The organism is Vibrio sp. R15-SG3-ISO1A (assembly GCF_059833955.1).
Map to the genome: position 1 here is coordinate 1 of NZ_JCBDGH010000082.1, position 19588 is coordinate 19588.

The 19588-nt window shown below is 48.6% G+C and carries 21 protein-coding genes; 15 read left to right on the forward strand and 6 right to left on the reverse strand.

Annotated features, from left to right (window positions below; genetic code table 11):
* From AC6R0L_RS13445 to AC6R0L_RS13455, 3 genes are all read left to right on the forward strand, one after another.
* The coding region (locus AC6R0L_RS13445) for an LON peptidase substrate-binding domain-containing protein (RefSeq protein ID WP_500629427.1) at window positions 1–437 on the forward strand (437 nt) is incomplete at its 5' end.
* A gap of 85 nt (window positions 438–522) precedes the next feature.
* Entirely contained in the window at window positions 523–1107 is a 585-nt protein-coding gene (locus AC6R0L_RS13450; RefSeq protein ID WP_334554380.1) for an RNA polymerase sigma factor, read from the forward strand.
* Window positions 1104–1775, forward strand: coding sequence for a ChrR family anti-sigma-E factor (locus AC6R0L_RS13455; protein WP_500629428.1), 672 nt, complete (start codon window positions 1104–1106; stop codon window positions 1773–1775). The genes AC6R0L_RS13450 and AC6R0L_RS13455 overlap by 4 nt, the downstream gene beginning before the upstream one ends.
* 76 nt (window positions 1776–1851) lie before the next feature.
* On the opposite strand, the gene AC6R0L_RS13460 is transcribed toward AC6R0L_RS13455, so the two are convergent.
* The 4 genes from AC6R0L_RS13460 to AC6R0L_RS13475 all read right to left on the reverse strand — a co-directional run bounded on the left by AC6R0L_RS13460 (window position 1852) and on the right by AC6R0L_RS13475 (window position 5607).
* Complete coding sequence (locus AC6R0L_RS13460; protein WP_500629429.1) at window positions 1852–3207, reverse strand: AmpG family muropeptide MFS transporter; 1356 nt, start codon at window positions 3205–3207, stop codon at window positions 1852–1854.
* A gap of 95 nt (window positions 3208–3302) precedes the next feature.
* On the reverse strand, window positions 3303–3848 hold the full coding sequence (locus AC6R0L_RS13465; protein ID WP_487901302.1) for a peptidylprolyl isomerase: 546 nt from the start codon (window positions 3846–3848) through the stop codon (window positions 3303–3305).
* Window positions 3848–4417 carry a YajG family lipoprotein gene (locus AC6R0L_RS13470; protein ID WP_500629430.1) on the reverse strand — a complete coding sequence of 190 codons (570 nt, stop codon included), beginning with the start codon at window positions 4415–4417 and terminating at the stop codon, window positions 3848–3850. The genes AC6R0L_RS13465 and AC6R0L_RS13470 overlap by 1 nt, the downstream gene beginning before the upstream one ends.
* A 59-nt stretch (window positions 4418–4476) precedes the next feature.
* Complete coding sequence (locus AC6R0L_RS13475; RefSeq protein WP_500629431.1) at window positions 4477–5607, reverse strand: methyltransferase; 1131 nt, start codon at window positions 5605–5607, stop codon at window positions 4477–4479.
* Between the two features lie 149 nt (window positions 5608–5756).
* On the opposite strand from AC6R0L_RS13475, the gene bolA reads away from it, so the two are divergent.
* From bolA to nqrM, 9 genes are all read left to right on the forward strand, one after another.
* Window positions 5757–6068, forward strand: coding sequence for a transcriptional regulator BolA (bolA, locus tag AC6R0L_RS13480; protein ID WP_487901300.1), 312 nt, complete (start codon window positions 5757–5759; stop codon window positions 6066–6068).
* A 424-nt stretch (window positions 6069–6492) separates the two neighbouring features.
* Entirely contained in the window at window positions 6493–7833 is a 1341-nt protein-coding gene (locus tag AC6R0L_RS13485; protein WP_500629432.1) for a Na(+)-translocating NADH-quinone reductase subunit A, read from the forward strand.
* 5 nt (window positions 7834–7838) lie between these two features.
* Window positions 7839–9083, forward strand: coding sequence for an NADH:ubiquinone reductase (Na(+)-transporting) subunit B (locus AC6R0L_RS13490; protein WP_334554396.1), 1245 nt, complete (start codon window positions 7839–7841; stop codon window positions 9081–9083).
* Window positions 9073–9843, forward strand: coding sequence for a Na(+)-translocating NADH-quinone reductase subunit C (locus AC6R0L_RS13495; RefSeq protein ID WP_500626535.1), 771 nt, complete (start codon window positions 9073–9075; stop codon window positions 9841–9843). Before AC6R0L_RS13490 ends, AC6R0L_RS13495 begins: the two co-directional genes overlap by 11 nt.
* Entirely contained in the window at window positions 9843–10475 is a 633-nt protein-coding gene (locus AC6R0L_RS13500; RefSeq protein ID WP_487901298.1) for an NADH:ubiquinone reductase (Na(+)-transporting) subunit D, read from the forward strand. Before AC6R0L_RS13495 ends, AC6R0L_RS13500 begins: the two co-directional genes overlap by 1 nt.
* Window positions 10476–10482: 7 nt before the next feature.
* Window positions 10483–11079: an NADH:ubiquinone reductase (Na(+)-transporting) subunit E gene (gene nqrE / locus AC6R0L_RS13505; protein ID WP_014232790.1), complete on the forward strand. Its 597-nt coding sequence runs from the start codon at window positions 10483–10485 to the stop codon at window positions 11077–11079.
* A 33-nt stretch (window positions 11080–11112) separates the two neighbouring features.
* Window positions 11113–12336, forward strand: coding sequence for an NADH:ubiquinone reductase (Na(+)-transporting) subunit F (gene nqrF, locus AC6R0L_RS13510; RefSeq protein WP_487901297.1), 1224 nt, complete (start codon window positions 11113–11115; stop codon window positions 12334–12336).
* Window positions 12337–12446: 110 nt separating this feature from the next.
* Window positions 12447–13451: an FAD:protein FMN transferase gene (locus tag AC6R0L_RS13515; RefSeq protein WP_500629433.1), complete on the forward strand. Its 1005-nt coding sequence runs from the start codon at window positions 12447–12449 to the stop codon at window positions 13449–13451.
* A 21-nt stretch (window positions 13452–13472) separates the two neighbouring features.
* Window positions 13473–13706, forward strand: coding sequence for a (Na+)-NQR maturation NqrM (gene nqrM, locus AC6R0L_RS13520; protein ID WP_334554408.1), 234 nt, complete (start codon window positions 13473–13475; stop codon window positions 13704–13706).
* Window positions 13707–13753: 47 nt separating this feature from the next.
* Here nqrM and AC6R0L_RS13525 read toward each other — a convergent pair whose 3' ends face one another.
* Window positions 13754–14968, reverse strand: coding sequence for a GGDEF domain-containing response regulator (locus AC6R0L_RS13525; RefSeq protein WP_500629434.1), 1215 nt, complete (start codon window positions 14966–14968; stop codon window positions 13754–13756).
* Between the two features lie 154 nt (window positions 14969–15122).
* Between AC6R0L_RS13525 and dinB the strand changes: the two genes are divergently transcribed.
* From dinB to AC6R0L_RS13540, 3 genes are all read left to right on the forward strand, one after another.
* Window positions 15123–16175: a DNA polymerase IV gene (dinB, locus tag AC6R0L_RS13530; RefSeq protein WP_500629435.1), complete on the forward strand. Its 1053-nt coding sequence runs from the start codon at window positions 15123–15125 to the stop codon at window positions 16173–16175.
* A 73-nt stretch (window positions 16176–16248) separates the two neighbouring features.
* Entirely contained in the window at window positions 16249–16992 is a 744-nt protein-coding gene (locus AC6R0L_RS13535) for a DUF2884 family protein (RefSeq protein WP_500629453.1), read from the forward strand.
* Between the two features lie 169 nt (window positions 16993–17161).
* Window positions 17162–18523 (forward strand): sodium-dependent transporter, encoded by a 1362-nt coding sequence (locus AC6R0L_RS13540; RefSeq protein WP_500629436.1) that lies wholly within the window; start codon window positions 17162–17164, stop codon window positions 18521–18523.
* Window positions 18524–18568: 45 nt separating this feature from the next.
* Here the strand turns inward: AC6R0L_RS13540 and rimK are convergent, their stop codons facing one another.
* Complete coding sequence (gene rimK / locus AC6R0L_RS13545; protein ID WP_487901292.1) at window positions 18569–19474, reverse strand: 30S ribosomal protein S6--L-glutamate ligase; 906 nt, start codon at window positions 19472–19474, stop codon at window positions 18569–18571.
* Between the last annotated feature and the right edge of the window lie 114 nt (window positions 19475–19588).

Here is a 19588-nt window from a genome sequence, read left to right on the forward strand (position 1 = left end):
AAAGGGCCAAACAGTCAGACGCCGTTCAACTGTCACACACCGGCTCTCTGGTTCGCATCGTCGATTTTGATCAGCTAGACGACGGTCTGCTCGGTATCACGGTGTGTGGACTTCAGCGTTTTACTATCGAGCGGGTGCGCACTGAGTTTGATGGGCTGCGCATGGCGAAAATTCGCACGCTGCCTAACTGGCAAGTCGCAGAGATGTCGCCTGCAGACGTTCATCTTGGTGAACATCTGCTTCAGGTGTATCACGACTACCCGCAAGTGGGGGAGTTGTACCAACAGCGTTTTATGGACGACGCCAGCTGGGTGACACAGCGTTGGTTGGAATTACTGCCTCTCACACCCAGTCGATTTGATTCACTTAACCAACAGCAAACCTGTGAGGCGGCACTTGCCTTTATTAACCAGATGATTCCCTCTCCTCAGCCTTGATCTAGAATGAGAGTGATCGAAACGCGCGTGAGCGCGTATAGTAATCCGTTAGCATCTCAAGACTAGGTGAAACCAAGGAATCGATATGGTCAGTGAAGATACTCAGGCGTTCACTCGAGCCGATTGGACTGAGTGTATGGATAGGGTAAAACAGAAGGACACACAAGCATTCGCCCTAGTGTTCCAACATTTTACCCCGCGTTTAAAGCAATTTACCTATCGCCATATGGGCAATGAGCAAGTGTGCATGGAAGTGGTACAGGAAACCCTGACCATTGTCTGGCAAAAGAGCATCATGTTTGATGGCAGTAAGAGTTCGCTCTCCACATGGATTTACACCATCGCGCGCAACTTGTGCTTTGATATGCTGCGCAAGCAAAAAGGGCGCGATGCCCATTTGTCCTCCGATGACATTTGGCCCAACGATTACTGCCCGCCTGACTTGGTTGAGCACTATTCGCCAGAGCAAGAGATGCTTAAAGAGCAAGTGGTGAAATATTTAGATACGTTACCGGATGCCCAACGCACCGTTGTGAAAGCCGTCTATCTGGAAGAGATGCCTCACCAGCAAGTGGCAGAGATGCTGAATATTCCCCTTGGTACCGTGAAGTCGCGCCTAAGGCTCGCGATTGAAAAACTGAAACATTCCATAGAGGCCGATCGCTTATGAGTTACCATCCACACATCGAAATGTTGCAGCAATACGCACAAGGGTCATTGGATGATGTCAACGCGTTCACTATTGCCGTGCATTTGGAAAGTTGCCCACATTGTAAAGAGCAAGTGAGATCCTTTGAGCAAGAGTGCGGGTTCGCGCTTGAGCAAGAGGTGCCAGACAACCAAACACCGGTGCAAAGTCTTGAGCAGATGCTGGCAAGCATCACCCAAACTGAGCAGATCAAAGATCCTGTCAAGCTGCTGCGCCAGCCGAAAACGATTGATGTCAACGGACGCTCGATGACCTTACCGCTTGCATTATCCAAGCTGTATGATCGAATCGGCGAGTGGCGCAATTATGGTGGCAAGGTGTTTAGCGCTCCTATCGCGATTTCCGGCAACGCCCGTGTCAATCTTATGTACATGGCGGAAGGGGTCAAAGTGCCCGAGCACACTCATAAAGGGTTCGAATCGACGTTAGTCCTTCATGGTGGTTTTTCTGACGAAGAAGGGCATTATGAGGTCGGCGACTTTCTCTATAAAGACGCATCGGTCAAGCACAGCCCGCAAACTCAAGTTGGTGAAGATTGCTTGTGTTTAACGGTGCTGACTGAGCCTATGATATTCACCCAAGGCGTCGCCCGAGTCTTCAATATGTTTGGACGTGGCTTATACCCTTAATCTCTTCCCTAGATTGATAATCGACAAAAGAAAAGGCTTGGAGCAATCCAAGCCTTTGTCGTTCTTGCCATCTTGTCTATTTCTGTTGGCGTGCTTTTTCGAGTAGATCCGAAAAGTAGTGACGCAGAGAATAGAGCATCAATAAGCTTGGGATAACCATTACTGCGGTCAGTATGAAAAACAGTGACCAATCGTTTAAGTAATCGGCGAGCTCGCCACTGAATGACGCAAGGGTCGTACGGCCGAAGTTGCCCAGTGAAGCCAGCAGCGCATATTGCGTGGCAGAGAAGGCTTGGCCAGTGAGCACAGTCAAAAACGAGACAAACGCGACGGTTGAGAAGGCCGTGGTGAAGTTGTCCACAATGATCGTGGCTAAGAAGAGGGTTTCACTTGGTCCTGTCTTGGCGATCCAGGCAAACATTAAGTTACTGCCCGCCATCGCAATACCGCCGATCATCAGCCCGCGAACGATGCCAAATTTGACGTTAAATAGACTGCCGACCAAAGTAAAGACAATGGTTGCCCCCCAACCAATCAATTTCGAGTAGTAACCAATTTGCTCATTGCTAAAGCCGACTTCTTTGTAGAAAGTGATCGACATGCGGCCAAGGAACGCCTCACCAATCTTGAACAAGAACACAAACAGCAACAGCGTGATCGCGACGCGCACACCGTTACGTTTGAAGAAATCGAGGAAGGGTTCGACAACCGTGACACTCAACCACGCGACGGTTTTTGAATCGACGACTTGGTAATGTCTTTGCTCGGCTTGTTCTTGCAGCGCACTTCGCTCAGTCTTGGGCTCGCCGACCAGCAAGGTAAAGAGCATCAGTACGCCAACGATGATCGCCATGCCGTAATAGACGCCATTCCACCCCATGCTGTCTGCATTGATAAATGCGAGATAACCCGGTAGAGAATACCCCGTCCACCATCCGATCACGGCCATCGCTGAGGCTTGAGGCAGTTTAGAGGATTCAGACTTGGGGAAGGTGTCGATACGAAAGGCGTCAATAGCAATGTCTTGTGTCGCTGAGGCAATCGCAATACCCAGCGCGAGCATCGACGTGAACGCTAAGTTTTTTGCAGGATCGACACCGGCAATGAACAGGGTGCAAGAGAGCACAACAAGCTGACAGAGTAATATCCAACTGCGGCGTTGGCCAATTTTATCGGTGAGATAAGGCAGGCGGACTCGGTCAACCAGTGGTGCCCACAAAAAGTTGATCGCGTAGACGGCGAACACGCTACCAAAATAGCCGATGGCGGCTCGGGTTAAGCCTGCATCTTTAAGCCAGCCAGACATGTTGGAGCCAATCAACACCCATGGAAAGCCGCTTGAGCAGCCCAGCATAAATACCCAAAGCAGACGCTTATCGAGATAGCTTTTGATGGTGTCGCGCCATGACATTGGCGATGATGTCGCAGACATAGACGTATCCTTGTTCTGTGCGGTTTGAAATAAGAGGGCAGGTCACTAACGACGGAGATGCCACCGCCCCAACATGTGTTGGGGCGGGTAGAGGTTTATTCAATAAGGGTGGTTTTTTTGATGACGATAGGGATCGACGGCACGTCACTATAGCGACCGACATTGTGCGTTTTGATGCCCGCCATCGATTCAACGACGTCAAAGCCATCGACCACTTTACCAAACACCGCATAGCCCGGCGGGCGCTGGTCATAGTCTAAAAAGTGATTGTCTTTAAAGTTGATGAAAAACTGGCGTGTAGCAGAATTTGGGTTGTTGGTACGCGCCATTGCAATCGTGCCACGGTCGTTTTTTAGCCCGTTTGCGGCTTCGTTCTGAATTGGAGCGTACGTACTCAACTGTTTCATATTGGTGTCAAAGCCACCGCCCTGCGCCATAAAGCCGGGGATCACGCGGTGAAATTGGCTTCCTGCATAGCTGCCCTCTTCGACGTACTTGAGGAAGTTGGCGACCGTAATCGGCGCTTTCTCTTGGTTAAGCTCAAGGGTGAAATTACCCAGCGTGGTTTCCACCAAGACTTTTGGTCCGGCAAACGCAAGTTGGCTCACCAATGCCAGTGACGTCAGTGCCCACTTCCACATTAGAAACGCTCCTGCATGTAAGTTTGCAATTCACGATCGTTCGCGACTTCTTTTAGCACCAAGTTGACCACATCGTTAAGAACGGTTTCGATCTCTTGGTTGGATGCACTGAGTGCCCCTGTGCGTTTCGCTGTGCCGGTGTAAGCTTTTACTAACTTGCCGCGTGGCGTTTCGGCGGTGATTTCTAGCACTACTTTGCCGTCCATCTCATTTTCCATTACCGAGTGTTTGACCGACACCAAACCTTCCTGCACTTCAATCTTCAGTGCGTTTTCGCTGTTGACGGTGTTACGGAAACCTTGAGATTGGAACTGCTCTAGCAGGGCATTTTCTAATGTGATACGCACATTCTGTTTTGAATGAATAGGTTCGATGTTAGAGCGGCCACTGTCGACCAAGGCGACATATTGCGCAGAGCGAACATCTTTACTGGTAATAGTAAAGGTGGCGTCCTGGACTAAATCACCGCGACTGAGTACCGCTTGTGGCATAAAGTTCAGTTGCTCTTGCTGAGGGGACGCACAGGCGGTCAAGATGGCCATTGACGCCGCTAATACCAGTTTTTTCATTGTCTTTTCCTTAATGCTTCACGTATGAAGTTAACTCTCAGTTCAAAGATAATAGAGGACTATTTAGTCGCTTGTAAAATAACAAATTTCTTATTTGATGCGACCACTTTGACTTGATGTTTACCAAACACTCTTTTCAGTTTTCCATCGTAGCCGAGGTGGCGGTTGCCGATAACTAATAATTGCCCACCAACACGAAGAACATGCTTTGCATCACAGAACATTTGCCAAGCGATGTGATCAGTAATGGTTTGTTGCTGGTGGAACGGTGGGTTGCAAAGCACCACATCGTAGCTATCAGCATCAAATCCATCCAAGCAGTTGTTGGCAATACACTCTATTTGACGCTCACCTGTGTCATAGGGACGTAAGTTTTCTCGCGCCGACGCCACGGCGCTGAAACTTTCATCGACGCAGGTGATCGACAGTGCTGGATTAAGCTGTGATAACTTAACGGACAGCACGCCATTGCCACAGCCAAGATCAAGTGCTCGAGCGTGGCCGAGGTTGTCTGGCAAGTGGTCAAGAAAAAAGCTCGCTCCCTGATCTAGTCCCTCGCCTGAGTAGACGTTAGGGTGATTTTGTAGCGTCATCCCGTGTTGAGGAACGGGCCATTCAGTGATCGCCACTGCGGGGATAGGCGTATCACAATTAGCGAAACTAAATACCAGACGGTGTTTTTTCCACGCCAAAGAGGTCGTCGTGTCGCCCAAGTGTTTCTCAAACAGTTTCAGTGTTGAGCTGTGGATCTCTTTTGCTTTGTTGACCGCAATGACAGGGATGGTTGGCGACAGTGTCTCTCTTAACTGAGCGAGCTGCCACACTAAGTGGCGATTGGTACGCGGGATTTGCATCAACACTAGATCTGCATCTTTAGGGATAGGGTCGAGCGTTGAGCAGAGCGTGACCTTAGGGCACTGATTTACCTCAAGGTTGGCGTGTGTCGCTTGGTGAGCAATCCACGAGTCACTCATCATGGTGACTCGGTAGTCACGAGAGAACCACGTGCTGAGCGCACCAAAATGATCGTTTAAAACAACGATGTGGCTCCCTTTTGTGAGAGAAAGTTGCTCGACATGATTGATCAGGTACTCATCTCCGGCGTCCCAAGCTTGTAAGGTGTCGTTGCTACGCTTAGGGTAACGGTAAAGGAACAGTGTTCGCTCAAAAAGAGTCAGCTCAGTTTTCATGCAGTCAATGGTCTCATCTTAAGAATGGCTAAATTGTCGCAAATGTTACTGGCAGTGAAAACTAAAACCTTTTCTTTACTGAGTAGCACATTATTATGGTCACGCCCATAATCCAACTCGCTTAAACAGATTAGCGTAACGGTGAATTCATGCTCCAGCAAACAATAGAATCGAAACTTCACGAGGCTTTCCAGCCAAGCCACCTGCAAGTGGTGAATGAAAGCTATATGCACAATGTTCCCGCAGGTTCAGAGAGCCACTTTAAGGTCATTGTCGTGAGTGAACACTTTGATGGCGCTCGGTTAATTGCGAGGCACCGTCTTGTGAATCAGGCCTTGTCCGATGAATTGGCCAATCATATTCACGCCTTATCCATCCACACATACACGGCGCAAGAGTGGCAAGCGCAAAACCAGAGTGCGCCAGATAGCCCGATGTGCATGGGTGGTAGTAAAGCATAAAGTGACAGTGTAAATACCTCTAAAGGGTAGGGGTATTAAACCGACTTGTTAACAGTAAAGAAACATATGAATGGACGGCAGGCATTAAAATGAAATATTTCGCCTTATGACGGATTGTGACAGAAAGTCTTTGTGGATATTTGGGTCTTTGTGCGATGGCTCAAAGTTATGACGATTCCTTAGCCTTTTAAACTCAAAACGTTCGAAATATCTTCTTTAATACCTGTATTGGTCATGGCGTCGTCTTTGCAAAAGATGATAGACTATCGCACCTGATAAATCTCGTTGCATTTCTGCGATGTGATTTTTAAGAGGATGTTGCGATTTTGGTGTTTAAAACATCACCAAAACCGGACACAAGTGTCGTGTCTAAAAGTTACGCAATCAAAGAATCTTTTTCCCGATAAAAGTAGTGCAAGTGCGTATGATTACAATAAAAAAGGGTTTGGATCTACCTATCGCAGGTGCTCCTACCCAGGTGATTAATGATGGTAAAACCATCAAGAAAGTCGCCTTGCTTGGCGAAGAGTACGTCGGCATGCGTCCTACCATGCATGTCCGCGTAGGCGATGAAGTAAAGAAAGCTCAAGTTCTTTTTGAAGATAAGAAGAATCCTGGTGTGAAGTTTACTTCTCCAGCAAGCGGTAAAGTGATCGAGGTGAACCGTGGTGCAAAACGTGTACTCCAATCCGTTGTGATTGAAGTATCCGGTGAGCAACAGGTGACATTCGATAAGTACGAAGCAGCTCAACTAGCCAGTCTTGACCCACAAGCGGTGAAGTCTCAACTGGTTGAATCTGGTCTTTGGACAGCTTTACGTACTCGACCGTTCAGCAAGGTTCCAGCAATCGAGTCTTCGACAAAAGCGATTTTTGTTACCGCCATGGACACCAATCCATTGGCAGCTCAACCTGAGTTAATTATTAATGAACAGCAAGAAGCCTTTGTTGCTGGTCTTGATATTCTCTCAACCCTCACTGACGGTAAGGTTTACGTTTGTAAATCTGGCACTAGTCTTCCTCGCTCGTCTCAACCGAACGTTGAAGAACATGTGTTTGATGGCCCACACCCAGCCGGTCTCGCCGGTACTCACATGCATTACCTGTTCCCAGTGAATGCGGAAAATGTGGCGTGGAGCATCAACTACCAAGACGTGATCGCGTTTGGTCAGCTGTTCTTGACGGGTGAACTCTACACAGACCGCGTGATTTCACTAGCGGGTCCTGTGGTTAATAACCCTCGTCTTATTCGTACCACGATCGGTGCGTCTCTAGACGACGTGACGGACAACGAACTCATGCCTGGTGAAGTTCGTGTGATTTCAGGCTCTGTCCTCTCTGGCGTTCATGCCACAGGTCCGCACGCGTATTTAGGTCGTTACCACATGCAGGTCTCTGTCCTGCGCGAAGGTCGTGAGAAAGAACTGTTTGGCTGGGCGATGCCGGGCAAAAACAAGTTCTCTATCACTCGTTCTTTCCTAGGTCATCTATTCAATGGTCAGTTGTTCAATATGACAACATCGACCAACGGTAGTGACCGTTCAATGGTGCCGATTGGTAACTACGAGCGCGTTATGCCGCTTGATATGGAACCAACGCTGCTTCTTCGTGACCTGTGTGCCGGTGATACCGACAGTGCTCAAGCACTGGGTGCGCTGGAGTTGGATGAAGAAGATCTCGCTTTGTGTACCTTTGTGTGTCCTGGCAAATACGAGTACGGTGCGCTACTTCGTGAATGCTTAGACAAGATCGAGAAGGAAGGGTAAATTTCATGGCGCTTAAAAAGTTTCTTGAAGACATCGAGCATCACTTTGAGCCGGGCGGCAAACACGAGAAGTGGTTTGCCTTGTATGAAGCGGCGGCAACGCTGTTTTACACACCAGGTCTAGTGACAAAGAAAAGCTCACATGTCCGTGATAACGTTGACTTAAAACGTATCATGATCATGGTTTGGTTTGCGGTATTCCCAGCAATGTTCTGGGGTATGTACAACGCTGGCGGCCAAGCCATCGCTGCTCTTAACCATATGTACGCAGGGGATCAACTTGCGGCTGTGGTTGCGGGTAATTGGCATTACTGGTTAACAGAAATGCTCGGCGGTACCATCGGAGTAGACGCGGGCGTGGGTAGTAAAATGCTACTTGGCGCAACCTACTTCCTTCCTATCTACGCGACGGTCTTCATCGTTGGTGGTTTCTGGGAAGTGCTGTTCTGTATGGTGCGCAAGCATGAAGTTAACGAAGGTTTCTTCGTGACCTCCATTCTGTTTGCTCTCATCGTTCCACCGACGCTTCCATTGTGGCAAGCCGCTTTAGGTATCACCTTTGGTGTTGTCGTCGCAAAAGAGATCTTTGGTGGTACAGGTCGTAACTTCCTCAACCCAGCATTGGCGGGTCGTGCGTTTCTATTCTTCGCTTACCCAGCTCAAATCTCGGGTGACGTTGTATGGACGGCGGCTGACGGTTTCTCTGGCGCGACTGCATTGAGCCAATGGGCTCAAGGTGGTAATGGTGCTTTGATGAACACCGTGACTGGCGCGCCGATCACTTGGATGGATGCCTTTATTGGTAACATCCCAGGTTCAATTGGTGAAGTTTCGACACTGGCACTGATGATCGGTGCAGCGATGATCGTTTACATGCGTATTGCGTCTTGGCGCATCATTGCCGGCGTGATGATTGGTATGATTGCAACCGCAACGCTATTTAACGTGATTGGCTCTGATACCAACCCTATGTTCAACATGCCATGGCATTGGCACCTAGTTCTAGGTGGTTTTGCATTCGGTATGTTCTTTATGGCAACAGACCCTGTGTCGGCTTCCTTTACCAACAAAGGTAAATGGTGGTACGGCGCGCTCATCGGCGTGATGTGTGTTCTGATTCGTGTCGTCAACCCAGCGTACCCAGAAGGTATGATGCTGGCGATTCTATTCGCGAACCTATTTGCACCTCTGTTCGACCATGTAGTAGTTGAAAAGAACATCAAGCGGAGACTAGCACGCTATGGCAAGTAATAACGACAGCATTAAAAAGACGCTGGGTGTTGTTATCGGGTTGAGCCTGGTTTGTTCAATCATCGTTTCAACAGCAGCGGTCGGTCTGCGTGATAAGCAGAAAGCGAACGCGGTTCTCGACAAGCAGAGCAAGATTATCGAAGTGTCTGGCATCGATTCTCAGGGTCAAAAAGTCCCTGAGCTCTTTGCTCAGTATATTGAACCTCGTCTTGTAGACTTCACTACCGGCGATTTCGTTGAAGGTAACGCAGCGACATTCGATCAGCGTAAAGCGGCGAAAGATCCAGCGGAGTCCATCAAGCTCGACGCGGCGGACGACAAAGCGAAAATCTTGCGTCGCGCGAACACGGGCGTGGTTTACCTCGTGAAAGATGGCGACTCTGTCTCTAAGGTTATCCTTCCGGTTCACGGCAACGGCCTATGGTCGATGATGTACGCGTTCGTCGCGGTTGAAACGGATGGCAACACAGTGGCAGGGATTACTTACTACGAGCAGGGTGAAACCCCAGGACTTGGTGGTGAAGTAGAAAACCCATCTTGGCGTGCACAGTGGGTCGGCAAGAAACTGTTTGACGACAACCACAAGCCAGCGATTAAAGTCGTGAAAGGTGGTGCACCAGAGGGTTCTGAGCACGGTGTTGACGGCCTTTCAGGTGCAACGCTAACAAGTAACGGTGTTCAACACACTTTTGACTTCTGGTTAGGTGATATGGGCTTCGGTCCGTTCCTAGCAAAAGTTCGTGACGGAGGTCTGAACTAATGTCTAGTGCACAAAACGTGAAAAAGAGCATCTTAGCGCCGGTATTGGACAACAACCCGATCGCGCTACAGGTTCTCGGTGTCTGTTCTGCGCTTGCAGTAACGACCAAACTTGAGACAGCTTTTGTTATGACACTGGCGGTAACCTTTGTTACGGCATTGTCGAACTTCTGTGTATCTCTGATTCGTAACCACATCCCTAACAGTGTGCGTATTATCGTCCAAATGGCGATCATCGCCTCTTTGGTTATCGTGGTTGACCAGGTGTTGAAAGCCTACCTCTACGACATCTCAAAACAGTTGTCGGTTTTCGTAGGTCTGATCATCACCAACTGTATCGTTATGGGCCGTGCAGAAGCATTTGCAATGAAATCTGAGCCTGTGCCGTCTTTGATTGACGGTATCGGTAACGGTTTGGGTTACGGTTTCGTTCTGATCACTGTTGGCTTCTTCCGTGAACTGTTTGGTAGCGGTAAGTTGTTTGGTCTAGAAGTTTTGCCATTGGTGAGCAACGGCGGTTGGTACCAGCCAAACGGCCTGATGCTCCTAGCACCTTCGGCGTTCTTCCTGATCGGCTTCCTAATTTGGGGTATTCGTATCCTGAAACCAGAACAAGTCGAAGCGAAGGAGTAAGGTCGTCATGGAACATTACATTAGTCTGTTAGTTAAATCGATTTTCATCGAGAACATGGCGCTCTCTTTCTTCTTGGGTATGTGTACCTTCCTGGCGGTATCCAAGAAAGTAAAGACGTCATTCGGTCTAGGTGTGGCGGTTGTTGTGGTATTGACCATTGCGGTTCCTGTGAACAACCTAGTCTACAACCTAGTATTGCGAGAGAACGCGCTAGTCGAAGGCGTTGACTTGAGCTTCCTTAACTTCATTACCTTCATTGGTGTGATTGCAGCGTTAGTACAGATCCTAGAAATGGTTTTGGACCGTTTCTTCCCACCTTTGTACAACGCATTGGGCATCTTCCTACCGTTGATTACCGTAAACTGTGCGATCTTCGGTGGTGTATCTTTCATGGTACAACGTGACTACAACTTTGCTGAATCTGTCGTGTACGGTTTTGGTTCTGGTGTGGGCTGGATGCTCGCGATCGTCGCTCTTGCAGGTATCCGTGAGAAGATGAAGTATTCTGACGTCCCTCCAGGCCTACGTGGTCTTGGCATCACCTTCATTACTGTGGGTTTGATGGCGTTGGGCTTTATGTCTTTCTCTGGTGTTCAACTGTAAGTCGGGTAAACCGCAACAATTAAGGAATAGTCAATGGACATTATTCTTGGTGTAGTGATGTTTACTCTGATTGTACTGGCGCTAGTACTAGTGATTCTTTTCGCTAAATCTAAGCTGGTACCAACAGGTGACATTACAATTTCTGTGAACGATGACCCGAATCTGGCGATCGTTACACAACCAGGTGGTAAGCTACTTGGCGCTCTAGCGGGCGCGGGTGTGTTCGTATCTTCTGCCTGTGGTGGCGGTGGCTCTTGTGGCCAGTGTCGCGTTAAAATCAAATCCGGTGGTGGTGATATCCTGCCAACCGAGCTAGACCATATTACTAAAGGTGAAGCTCGTGAAGGTGAGCGTCTTGCCTGTCAGGTCGCGATGAAAACCGACATGGATATCGAGTTACCAGAAGAGATCTTCGGCGTTAAAAAGTGGGAATGTACCGTTATCTCTAACGATAACAAAGCGACATTCATCAAAGAGCTTAAGCTACAAATTCCAGATGGCGAGTCTGTACCTTTCCGTGCAGGTGGCTACATTCAGATTGAAGCACCCGCTCACCACGTGAAATACGCTGACTTCGATGTACCAGAAGAGTACCGTGAGGATTGGGATAAGTTTAACCTATTCCGCTACGAGTCTAAGGTCAACGAAGAGACAATCCGTGCATACTCAATGGCTAACTACCCAGAAGAGCACGGGATCATTATGCTGAACGTACGTATTGCTACGCCGCCGCCTAATAATCCTGAGGTACCACCAGGTATCATGTCTTCTTACATCTGGTCGTTGAAAGAGGGCGACAAGTGTACGATCTCTGGTCCATTCGGTGAGTTCTTCGCGAAAGATACCGATGCGGAAATGGTCTTCGTCGGTGGTGGTGCGGGTATGGCGCCAATGCGTTCTCACATCTTCGATCAGCTTAAGCGTTTGAAGTCCAAGCGTAAGATGTCTTTCTGGTACGGCGCACGTTCTAAACGCGAAATGTTCTATGTGGAAGATTTCGATATGCTGCAAGAAGAGAATGACAACTTTGTTTGGCACTGTGCATTGTCCGATCCAATGCCAGAAGACAACTGGGATGGCTACACAGGCTTTATCCACAATGTCTTGTACGAAAACTATCTGAAGGATCATGAAGCTCCAGAAGATTGTGAGTACTACATGTGTGGTCCACCGATGATGAATGCGGCCGTTATTGGCATGCTAAAAGACTTGGGTGTAGAGGATGAAAACATCCTACTCGATGACTTTGGCGGTTAATAGTTCGTGCCTCTAAAACGATGGCTGGCTCTTTGAGTCAGCCATTTTGCATTCCACACGACCCGTTTATACATGACTGGATAAACCAACCCGAAACCCAGGAGTTTTTTGTGAAAAAGTGGCTTGTTGCGTTTGCTTCCCTACTGATACTGGCAGGGTGTGAACAGCCCGTTGAGCAAATACATTTAAGCGGCCCAACGATGGGGACGACTTACAACATCAAGTACCTCAATACCGAAGGGCTGCCTGAACCTGAAGTCATTCAGCAAGAGGTTGATCGCCTGCTTGAGGAGGTCAACGACCAAATGTCGACCTATCGTAAGGACTCAGAGCTCAGCCGTTTTAACCAAAGTGAAAGCACGGAACCTTTTCCCGTGTCGCCACAAACGGCGTTGGTGGTGAAAGAAGCCATTCGCCTCAACGGTCTTACTCTAGGTGCATTGGATGTGACGGTTGGGCCTTTGGTTAACTTATGGGGATTCGGACCTGAAGCGCGCCGTGAAGTGGTACCAACCGATGACGAGCTGGCGGAGCGCCAGGCCAGAGTGGGGATTGAGCATCTGCATGTTGAGGGCAATACCCTGCGCAAAGAGATTGCCAATCTTTACGTCGACTTATCAACTATCGCCAAAGGTTGGGGAGTGGATGTGCTCGCGGATTACATCCAATCCATCGGTGTCGATAATTACATGGTTGAAGTCGGCGGTGAGATTCGCCTCAAAGGCGTAAACCGTGAGGGTGTCGGCTGGCGTATCGCGATCGAAAAACCTTCAGTCGATAAGCGTGCGATTCAAGATATTATTGAACCCGGCGATATGGCGATTGCCACATCAGGTGATTACCGCAACTATTTTGAGCGTGATGGGGTTCGCTACTCCCACATCATCAACCCTGAAACGGGTAAACCCATAGACCATAAAGTGGTGTCGGTGACGGTTTTACATCCTTCGTCAATGACCGCGGATGGGCTGGCGACTGGTCTTATGGTGTTAGGTGAAGAAGAGGGAATGAAGGTGGCAGAAGCGCACCAGATCCCGGCACTCATGATTGTTAAAACAGACGATGGGTTTAAAGAGTTCGCTTCGTCCACCTATAAGCCATACTTACATCAATAAACGGCAAGAGAGCATGTCACTATGAGTACATTTATTATCACCTTCGGTGTTTTCATTGCAGTGATTGCAGCCATGTCTATTGGCTACATAGTGCAGAAGAAAGTGGTGAAAGGCAGTTGCGGCGGTTTAGGCGCTGTGGGCATTGAGAAAGTGTGTAATTGCCCTGAGCCTTGTGATGCGCGTAAAAAACGCGAAGCAAGAGAAGCGGCGCGAGCAGAAAAGCTGGCCGCTTGGGAAAAAGACCGTATTGCCTAACCGTTATTCGCTAACGGTTAATCCCTAATGGTTATGAGCCAAAATAGTCATTGGCTGACGACTTGATTGCGACCATTCGCTTTTGCGGTGTAGAGCCGATCGTCAGCCACTTTTATTTGGCCATCAAGGCTCGCCTCAATACAAGAAACGCCGATGCTGATAGTTACATTGATGGTGTCGTCAGCGTAATGAATCGGCGTCTTTTCGACTCGGCGGCGCATACTATCCAGCCGCTTTACAAAGTCGTCATACGGTTGGCAAGATTGAATACAGAACTCTTCTCCGCCAAATCGGGCGACAATATCTTCCGGAAAATAGATCTTTAGGATGTTGGCGACCATAACCAATGCCGCATCACCGCCATCGTGGCCGTAATTGTCATTTACTCGCTTAAAGTGATCAATATCGAGCATCGCAATGTTGCGTTTTTCGCAGCCATCACACACTTGATCAAACAAAAAACGGCGATTCCATAAGCCTGTTAGTGCATCTTGGTTGGCGAGTTTATACAGCTCATCCGTAGCCTCTTTCATATCAAGCAACTGGTGAACACGGCAATAAAACTCTTCTTGATTGAAGGGCTTAGTCAGAAAGTCATTCGCCCCAGCTTTAAGAAATTGCGCGGTTAAGGTTTTGCTTCCCGTACCGGATAAACCCAGTACCGCGAGCTGATTCTTGGTGTAAGTCTGGCGCAGTTCCCTTGTCATCATCACGCCGTCTTTTTCCGGCATGTCATGATCGGTGATGATGAAGGTAATGTCTGGGTTCTGCGCAATCAGTTCGAGCGCTTGCTGGCCATTTTCTGCTTGAGTCGTTTTGATGTATTGATGTTCCAATAGCTGCGCAACATGACGACGAACGGTGGGGGAATCATCAACCACCAAGCCATGATGATTTTCGTTGTTGAGCAAGCGTTTGGCGAGTGGCAGCAAATAAGACACTGAGGCCATGCTGTCTTTGAGGATGTAATCCATCACCCCTTTGGCAATGAATCTTTCCCGTGCTTGCTCATTAAAAGTGGCGGTAAGGACGATGACTTTCTGTTCATGAGAAAGAACCAGATCAATCACTTCACCATCTTGAGCATCTGGCAAACAGTAATCTAACACCGCGAAGCGAAACGACGGATGTTTCTCCAAAATCTCTTTGGCTTGGGCATACGATTCGACACCAATCACGTGACAGCCGAGTGAGGAAAGTTGTTGAGTAAGATAGTTGCGATAGGCGCGGCTATCCTCTACGACCAACACTTTATTATTCAACGTGGTGCTCCTAATCTATATTTCACCTGTTAATAATAACTGTATCTCATTAACTTGCGAATCTTTTAACAATTCTCAAACCAAAATTCGGCTTTGTGGTTATGGGAAGATAAATTATACTGTTTGGATATACAGTTTTTAGGTTCAAAAGGCGATGAGGAAGATCATTCACATCGATATGGACTGCTTCTTCGCTGCGGTCGAGATGCGTGATCACCCTGCTTATCGTGGGCGTCCTCTGGCCGTCGGAGGCAGCGAAAAGCAACGTGGAGTGATCAGCACGTGCAACTACGAAGCGCGCCAGTTCGGCGTTCGCAGTGCCATGCCAACCGCACAGGCACTGAAGCTTTGCCCGCATCTATTGGTTGTACCCGGTCGGATGCAAGTTTACAAAGAGGTCTCAGCGCAGATCCGAGAGATTTTCGCGCGCTATACACCGCTCATCGAACCTCTGTCTTTGGATGAAGCTTACCTTGATGTGACGCACTCCCCGTACTGCCATGGCAGCGCTACCCTAATTGCGCAAGCGATTCGACAGGATATCCATCAGGAGCTCAATTTGACCGCCTCAGCCGGTATTGCACCTGTGAAGTTTCTTGCCAAGGTAGCCTCAGACATCAATAAGCCGAATGGCCAGTGTGTGATCCCACCGCAGGATGTCCAACGCGTCGTGGACAGTTTGCCGCTAGAGAAAATCCCCGGTGTCGGCAAGGTAAGTTTAGAGAAGCTGCATCAAGCGGGCTTTTATGTTTGCGAGGACATAAAAAACAGCGATTATCGTGAACTGTTGCGCCGTTTTGGGCGCCTCGGGGTGTCCTTATGGAACAAGAGTCAGGGGATTGATGCACGTGAAGTCGTGACAGAGCGAGAGCGAAAGTCTGTGGGTGTGGAGCGCACATTCAGTCATAATATTCACAGCTATGATCAATGCTGGCAAGTGATTGAAGAGCGGCTCTTCCCAGAGCTGGAACGGCGCTTAGAAAGAGCGTCACCGGATAAAGGGATCATCAAACAGGGCATCAAAATGAAATTCGCCGACTTCCAACTCACCACCATTGAGCATGGACACAATCAATTGGAGTTGGCGTATTTTAAGCAATTGCTTAGTGATATATTAACCAGACAACAAGGCCGGGAGATTCGCTTGCTTGGATTAAGCGTGATGTTGAAGCCTGAAGAGCAAACCAAGCAGCTGAGTTTCTTCTAAATGTTGACACAGGGGCAGCATAACACTGACAAAACCCTGCTAGCGTCAGCAAAAAGGACATAGGTAAATCATGATGAGAAAAATCGTATTGGCATTGGCACTCAGTGCTTCGGCACCTACGCTCGCGGCTCAATGCCATATTGGGCTGCAAAATGAGATTCACCTCAATGAGCGTCAGCTAGAAATCCATCAAACTAGCGGAGACAGTGCGGTGGTGGATGGGAATAACGAATTGACCATTCACGGCGAGCGCGTACCGCTCAGCGCCGAGCAGAAAAAAGCCATTGAACAATATAAACAAAACCTCAATAGCTACGTGCCTAAAGCAAAGCAGTTAGCCCAAGATGGCTTAGCGTTAGCGGATGATATTATTGATGATATTGCCGATAGCTTTGATACACCCGACGCCTTTGAGGGGGTCAAAGCATCACTGCGAGCCTTCTATGAGGATATGGAATCGAGATATTACAACGACGGTGATCTTATTTTGCCGGCGCAAAGCTTTCGTGAAATGGCGCAAACTTGGGCAGAAGATTTTGAAAAAGCCAAAGCACTATTTAACCAAGAGTTTATTACCAGCAGTTTTGCTGCGCTTCAGGAGAAGATGACCGCCGAAGGCGGGATTAACCTCACCGAAATGGCGGAAACCATGGCCGAACTGAAAGAGCGTATTGCGGCTCGGTTGGATGAGCATGGAACTCAGTTGCAGAAAAAAGGCGATGCATTGTGTGATTCATTAGAAGAGATGGTCGAGCAAGAGCAGCAGCTGCATCAACAGATCCCAGAGTTAAAAAACTATCCGGTCTTTACCATCTAACCCTACTTTTTATCTTTTCTAATAATAATGAAGATGCTTGTAAAATTACCTTTACTAGCATCTTCATTGTTTTCTATGTCACTAAGCTAGAGAAATGTAGTCCAGTAATTGAAATGGCCAGTGTTTATCTATATTGTACCAGTCAACTAGTTCAATGGTGCAAAGTGGTATGGCACAAACAGACAACGTACAAGCTCGTGAGCACTTTGGTTCACGTTTAGGATTCATTCTCGCAGCGGCTGGTGCGGCTGTGGGGTTAGGGAATATTTGGGGTTTTCCAACTCAAGCGGCAAGCAACGGTGGCGGGGCATTTCTATTGGTCTATCTGATCATGATCTTTGTCGTCGCCTTTCCGATGCTAGTGGTTGAAATGGCGATTGGTCGTCATGGGCAAGCAAACCCCATTGATAGTATGCGCTCACTTCACTCTCACCCTATGGCGAAAAACATCGGCTCCATGGTCGGTTGGGTTGGTCTGAGTGTCCCGTGTGCTGTGCTCGCTTTTTACAGCATCGTTGGCGGGTGGTTGATTTGCTTCTTGTTCGCGGCGGTGTGTGATCTGGCAGGGCTCGACGCCCTGAGTGCATGGTTCAAAGGCTTTAGCATCGAGCGTAACCTATTGGGCACTGTGATCTTCTATGTTCTGACCATTTTGATTGTTCAAGGTGGTGTTAAACAGGGCATCGAGAAATGGTCGACTCGGCTCATGCCTGCGTTGTTTGTGCTCTTCGCTTTGCTGTTTGTCTACATCATGACCCAAGCGGGCGCAATGGAAGGTCTCAAACACTATTTGGTGCCAGATTTCTCTAAGATTATAGATCGTAAGCTGATTTTAGCAGCGATGGGGCAAGGTTTCTTCTCGCTAACCATAGGGGGATGTTCCATGCTGATCTATGGCTCTTACCTGAGTAAAAAAGAGAACCTGCCAAAGATGGCCATGAACGTCACCTTGGTTGACACCGCTGTCGCTTTTATCGCAGGATTGGTGGTATTGCCTGCCATGTTTGTGGCGATGCAAAAAGGTGTTCAGATCTACGCTGAAGATGGCTCATTACTCAGCTCGGATACCTTGGTGTTTACGGTACTGCCGTTGATGTTTGAAAGCTTAGGACTTCTTGGGCAACTCTTTGCTGTGGTGTTTTTCTTGTTGCTGACCATTGCCGCGTTGACCTCCTCAATCTCGATGCTTGAGTGCCCCGTTGCCTTAGTCGGCGAACGTTTCGGTACGGGGAGAGCGGCGACCAGTTGGTGGTTGGGCGGTGCGATAGCGTTAGTCAGTGTGGTTGTGGTGTATCACTTCTCTGCCTTATTTGGCTTAGTCGCGATGGTCGCCACGCAGTATCTGCAGCCGATGGCGGCGTTAATGTTCTGTCTGTTTGGTGGCTGGGTTTGGAGTCGTCAAGGGAAAGTTCGCGAGCTAGAGCAAGGGTATCCAGAGTTTAGCCTGGGGTGGTTTGGCAAAGTATGGCCAGTGTATGTCAAATTTGTCTGCCCGCTGCTTGTCGCGACGGTGATCTGGGCATCGTTTTAAAAAGCTTGAAGAGTGCCTGACAGGAGGCACTCTTCAACCCGTCAACTAGCCACGACCTCGTGTTTTTGTCCCCTTTATCGCCGCATTTTTTTCAATAAAGTCGATGATCATCCCTGCAATGTCTTTACCTGTTGCGGCTTCAATACCTTCAAGACCAGGAGATGAATTCACTTCCATCACCAGTGGTCCACGTTCTGAGCGCAACAAATCCACGCCAGCGACGTTAAGACCCATGATTTTGGCCGCAGCAACCGCAGTGCGGCGCTCTTGCGGCGTGATTTTGACGAGTGATGCGCTGCCGCCTCGATGCAGATTAGAGCGAAATTCGCCTTCCGCTCCTTGACGCTTCATCGCGGCGATCACCTTGTCGCCAATCACAAAACAGCGAATATCGGCGCCGCCGGCTTCTTTAATGTACTCTTGGACCATGATGTTGGCCTTCAAGCCCATAAATGCTTCAATCACACTTTCGGCTGCTTTTCGTGTTTCGGCAAGCACTACGCCAATACCTTGTGTTCCTTCTAGAAGCTTGATCACAACAGGCGCACCGCCGACCATCTCCAACAAATCTTTCACATCATCCGGTTTGCTGGCAAAACCGGTGATCGGCATACCGATGCCTTTGCGAGAAAGTAACTGCATGGAACGAAGCTTATCTCTAGAGCGGGTGATCGCCACGGACTCGTTGACCGGATAAACACCCATCATCTCAAATTGACGCAACACAGCGGTGCCATAGAACGTCACCGAGGCGCCAATACGAGGAATGATGGCATCAAACCCTGACAGCTCTTCGCCTTTGAAATGAATTTCAGGTTTGTCTGAGTTGATATTCATGTAACAACGTAGAGCGTCAATAACCTTCACTTCGTGGCCGCGTTCTTTTGCTGCCTCGATTAAACGCTTGGTCGAGTAAAGTTTAGCGTTACGAGACAGAACACCGATTTTCATGCTGTGATTTCCTAATAGGGCAATACTCATCCGGCGATGGTCTCCGAATGAGTGCAAACAAAACAATAGAAACTCAGATGCCAGAGCGAGCACCTGTGACTTTTAAGATAAAGA

Coding starts and splice junctions, on each gene's coding strand:
- AC6R0L_RS13450 (WP_334554380.1), top strand. CDS start 523: ATGGTCAGTGAAGATACTCAGGCGTTCACTCGAGCCGATTGGACTGAG.
- AC6R0L_RS13455 (WP_500629428.1), top strand. CDS start 1,104: ATGAGTTACCATCCACACATCGAAATGTTGCAGCAATACGCACAAGGG.
- AC6R0L_RS13460 (WP_500629429.1), bottom strand. CDS start 3,207: ATGTCTGCGACATCATCGCCAATGTCATGGCGCGACACCATCAAAAGC.
- AC6R0L_RS13465 (WP_487901302.1), bottom strand. CDS start 3,848: ATGTGGAAGTGGGCACTGACGTCACTGGCATTGGTGAGCCAACTTGCG.
- AC6R0L_RS13470 (WP_500629430.1), bottom strand. CDS start 4,417: ATGAAAAAACTGGTATTAGCGGCGTCAATGGCCATCTTGACCGCCTGT.
- AC6R0L_RS13475 (WP_500629431.1), bottom strand. CDS start 5,607: ATGAAAACTGAGCTGACTCTTTTTGAGCGAACACTGTTCCTTTACCGT.
- bolA (WP_487901300.1), top strand. CDS start 5,757: ATGCTCCAGCAAACAATAGAATCGAAACTTCACGAGGCTTTCCAGCCA.
- AC6R0L_RS13485 (WP_500629432.1), top strand. CDS start 6,493: ATGATTACAATAAAAAAGGGTTTGGATCTACCTATCGCAGGTGCTCCT.
- AC6R0L_RS13490 (WP_334554396.1), top strand. CDS start 7,839: ATGGCGCTTAAAAAGTTTCTTGAAGACATCGAGCATCACTTTGAGCCG.
- AC6R0L_RS13495 (WP_500626535.1), top strand. CDS start 9,073: ATGGCAAGTAATAACGACAGCATTAAAAAGACGCTGGGTGTTGTTATC.
- AC6R0L_RS13500 (WP_487901298.1), top strand. CDS start 9,843: ATGTCTAGTGCACAAAACGTGAAAAAGAGCATCTTAGCGCCGGTATTG.
- nqrE (WP_014232790.1), top strand. CDS start 10,483: ATGGAACATTACATTAGTCTGTTAGTTAAATCGATTTTCATCGAGAAC.
- nqrF (WP_487901297.1), top strand. CDS start 11,113: ATGGACATTATTCTTGGTGTAGTGATGTTTACTCTGATTGTACTGGCG.
- nqrM (WP_334554408.1), top strand. CDS start 13,473: ATGAGTACATTTATTATCACCTTCGGTGTTTTCATTGCAGTGATTGCA.
- dinB (WP_500629435.1), top strand. CDS start 15,123: ATGAGGAAGATCATTCACATCGATATGGACTGCTTCTTCGCTGCGGTC.
- AC6R0L_RS13535 (WP_500629453.1), top strand. CDS start 16,249: ATGAGAAAAATCGTATTGGCATTGGCACTCAGTGCTTCGGCACCTACG.
- AC6R0L_RS13540 (WP_500629436.1), top strand. CDS start 17,162: ATGGCACAAACAGACAACGTACAAGCTCGTGAGCACTTTGGTTCACGT.
- rimK (WP_487901292.1), bottom strand. CDS start 19,474: ATGAAAATCGGTGTTCTGTCTCGTAACGCTAAACTTTACTCGACCAAG.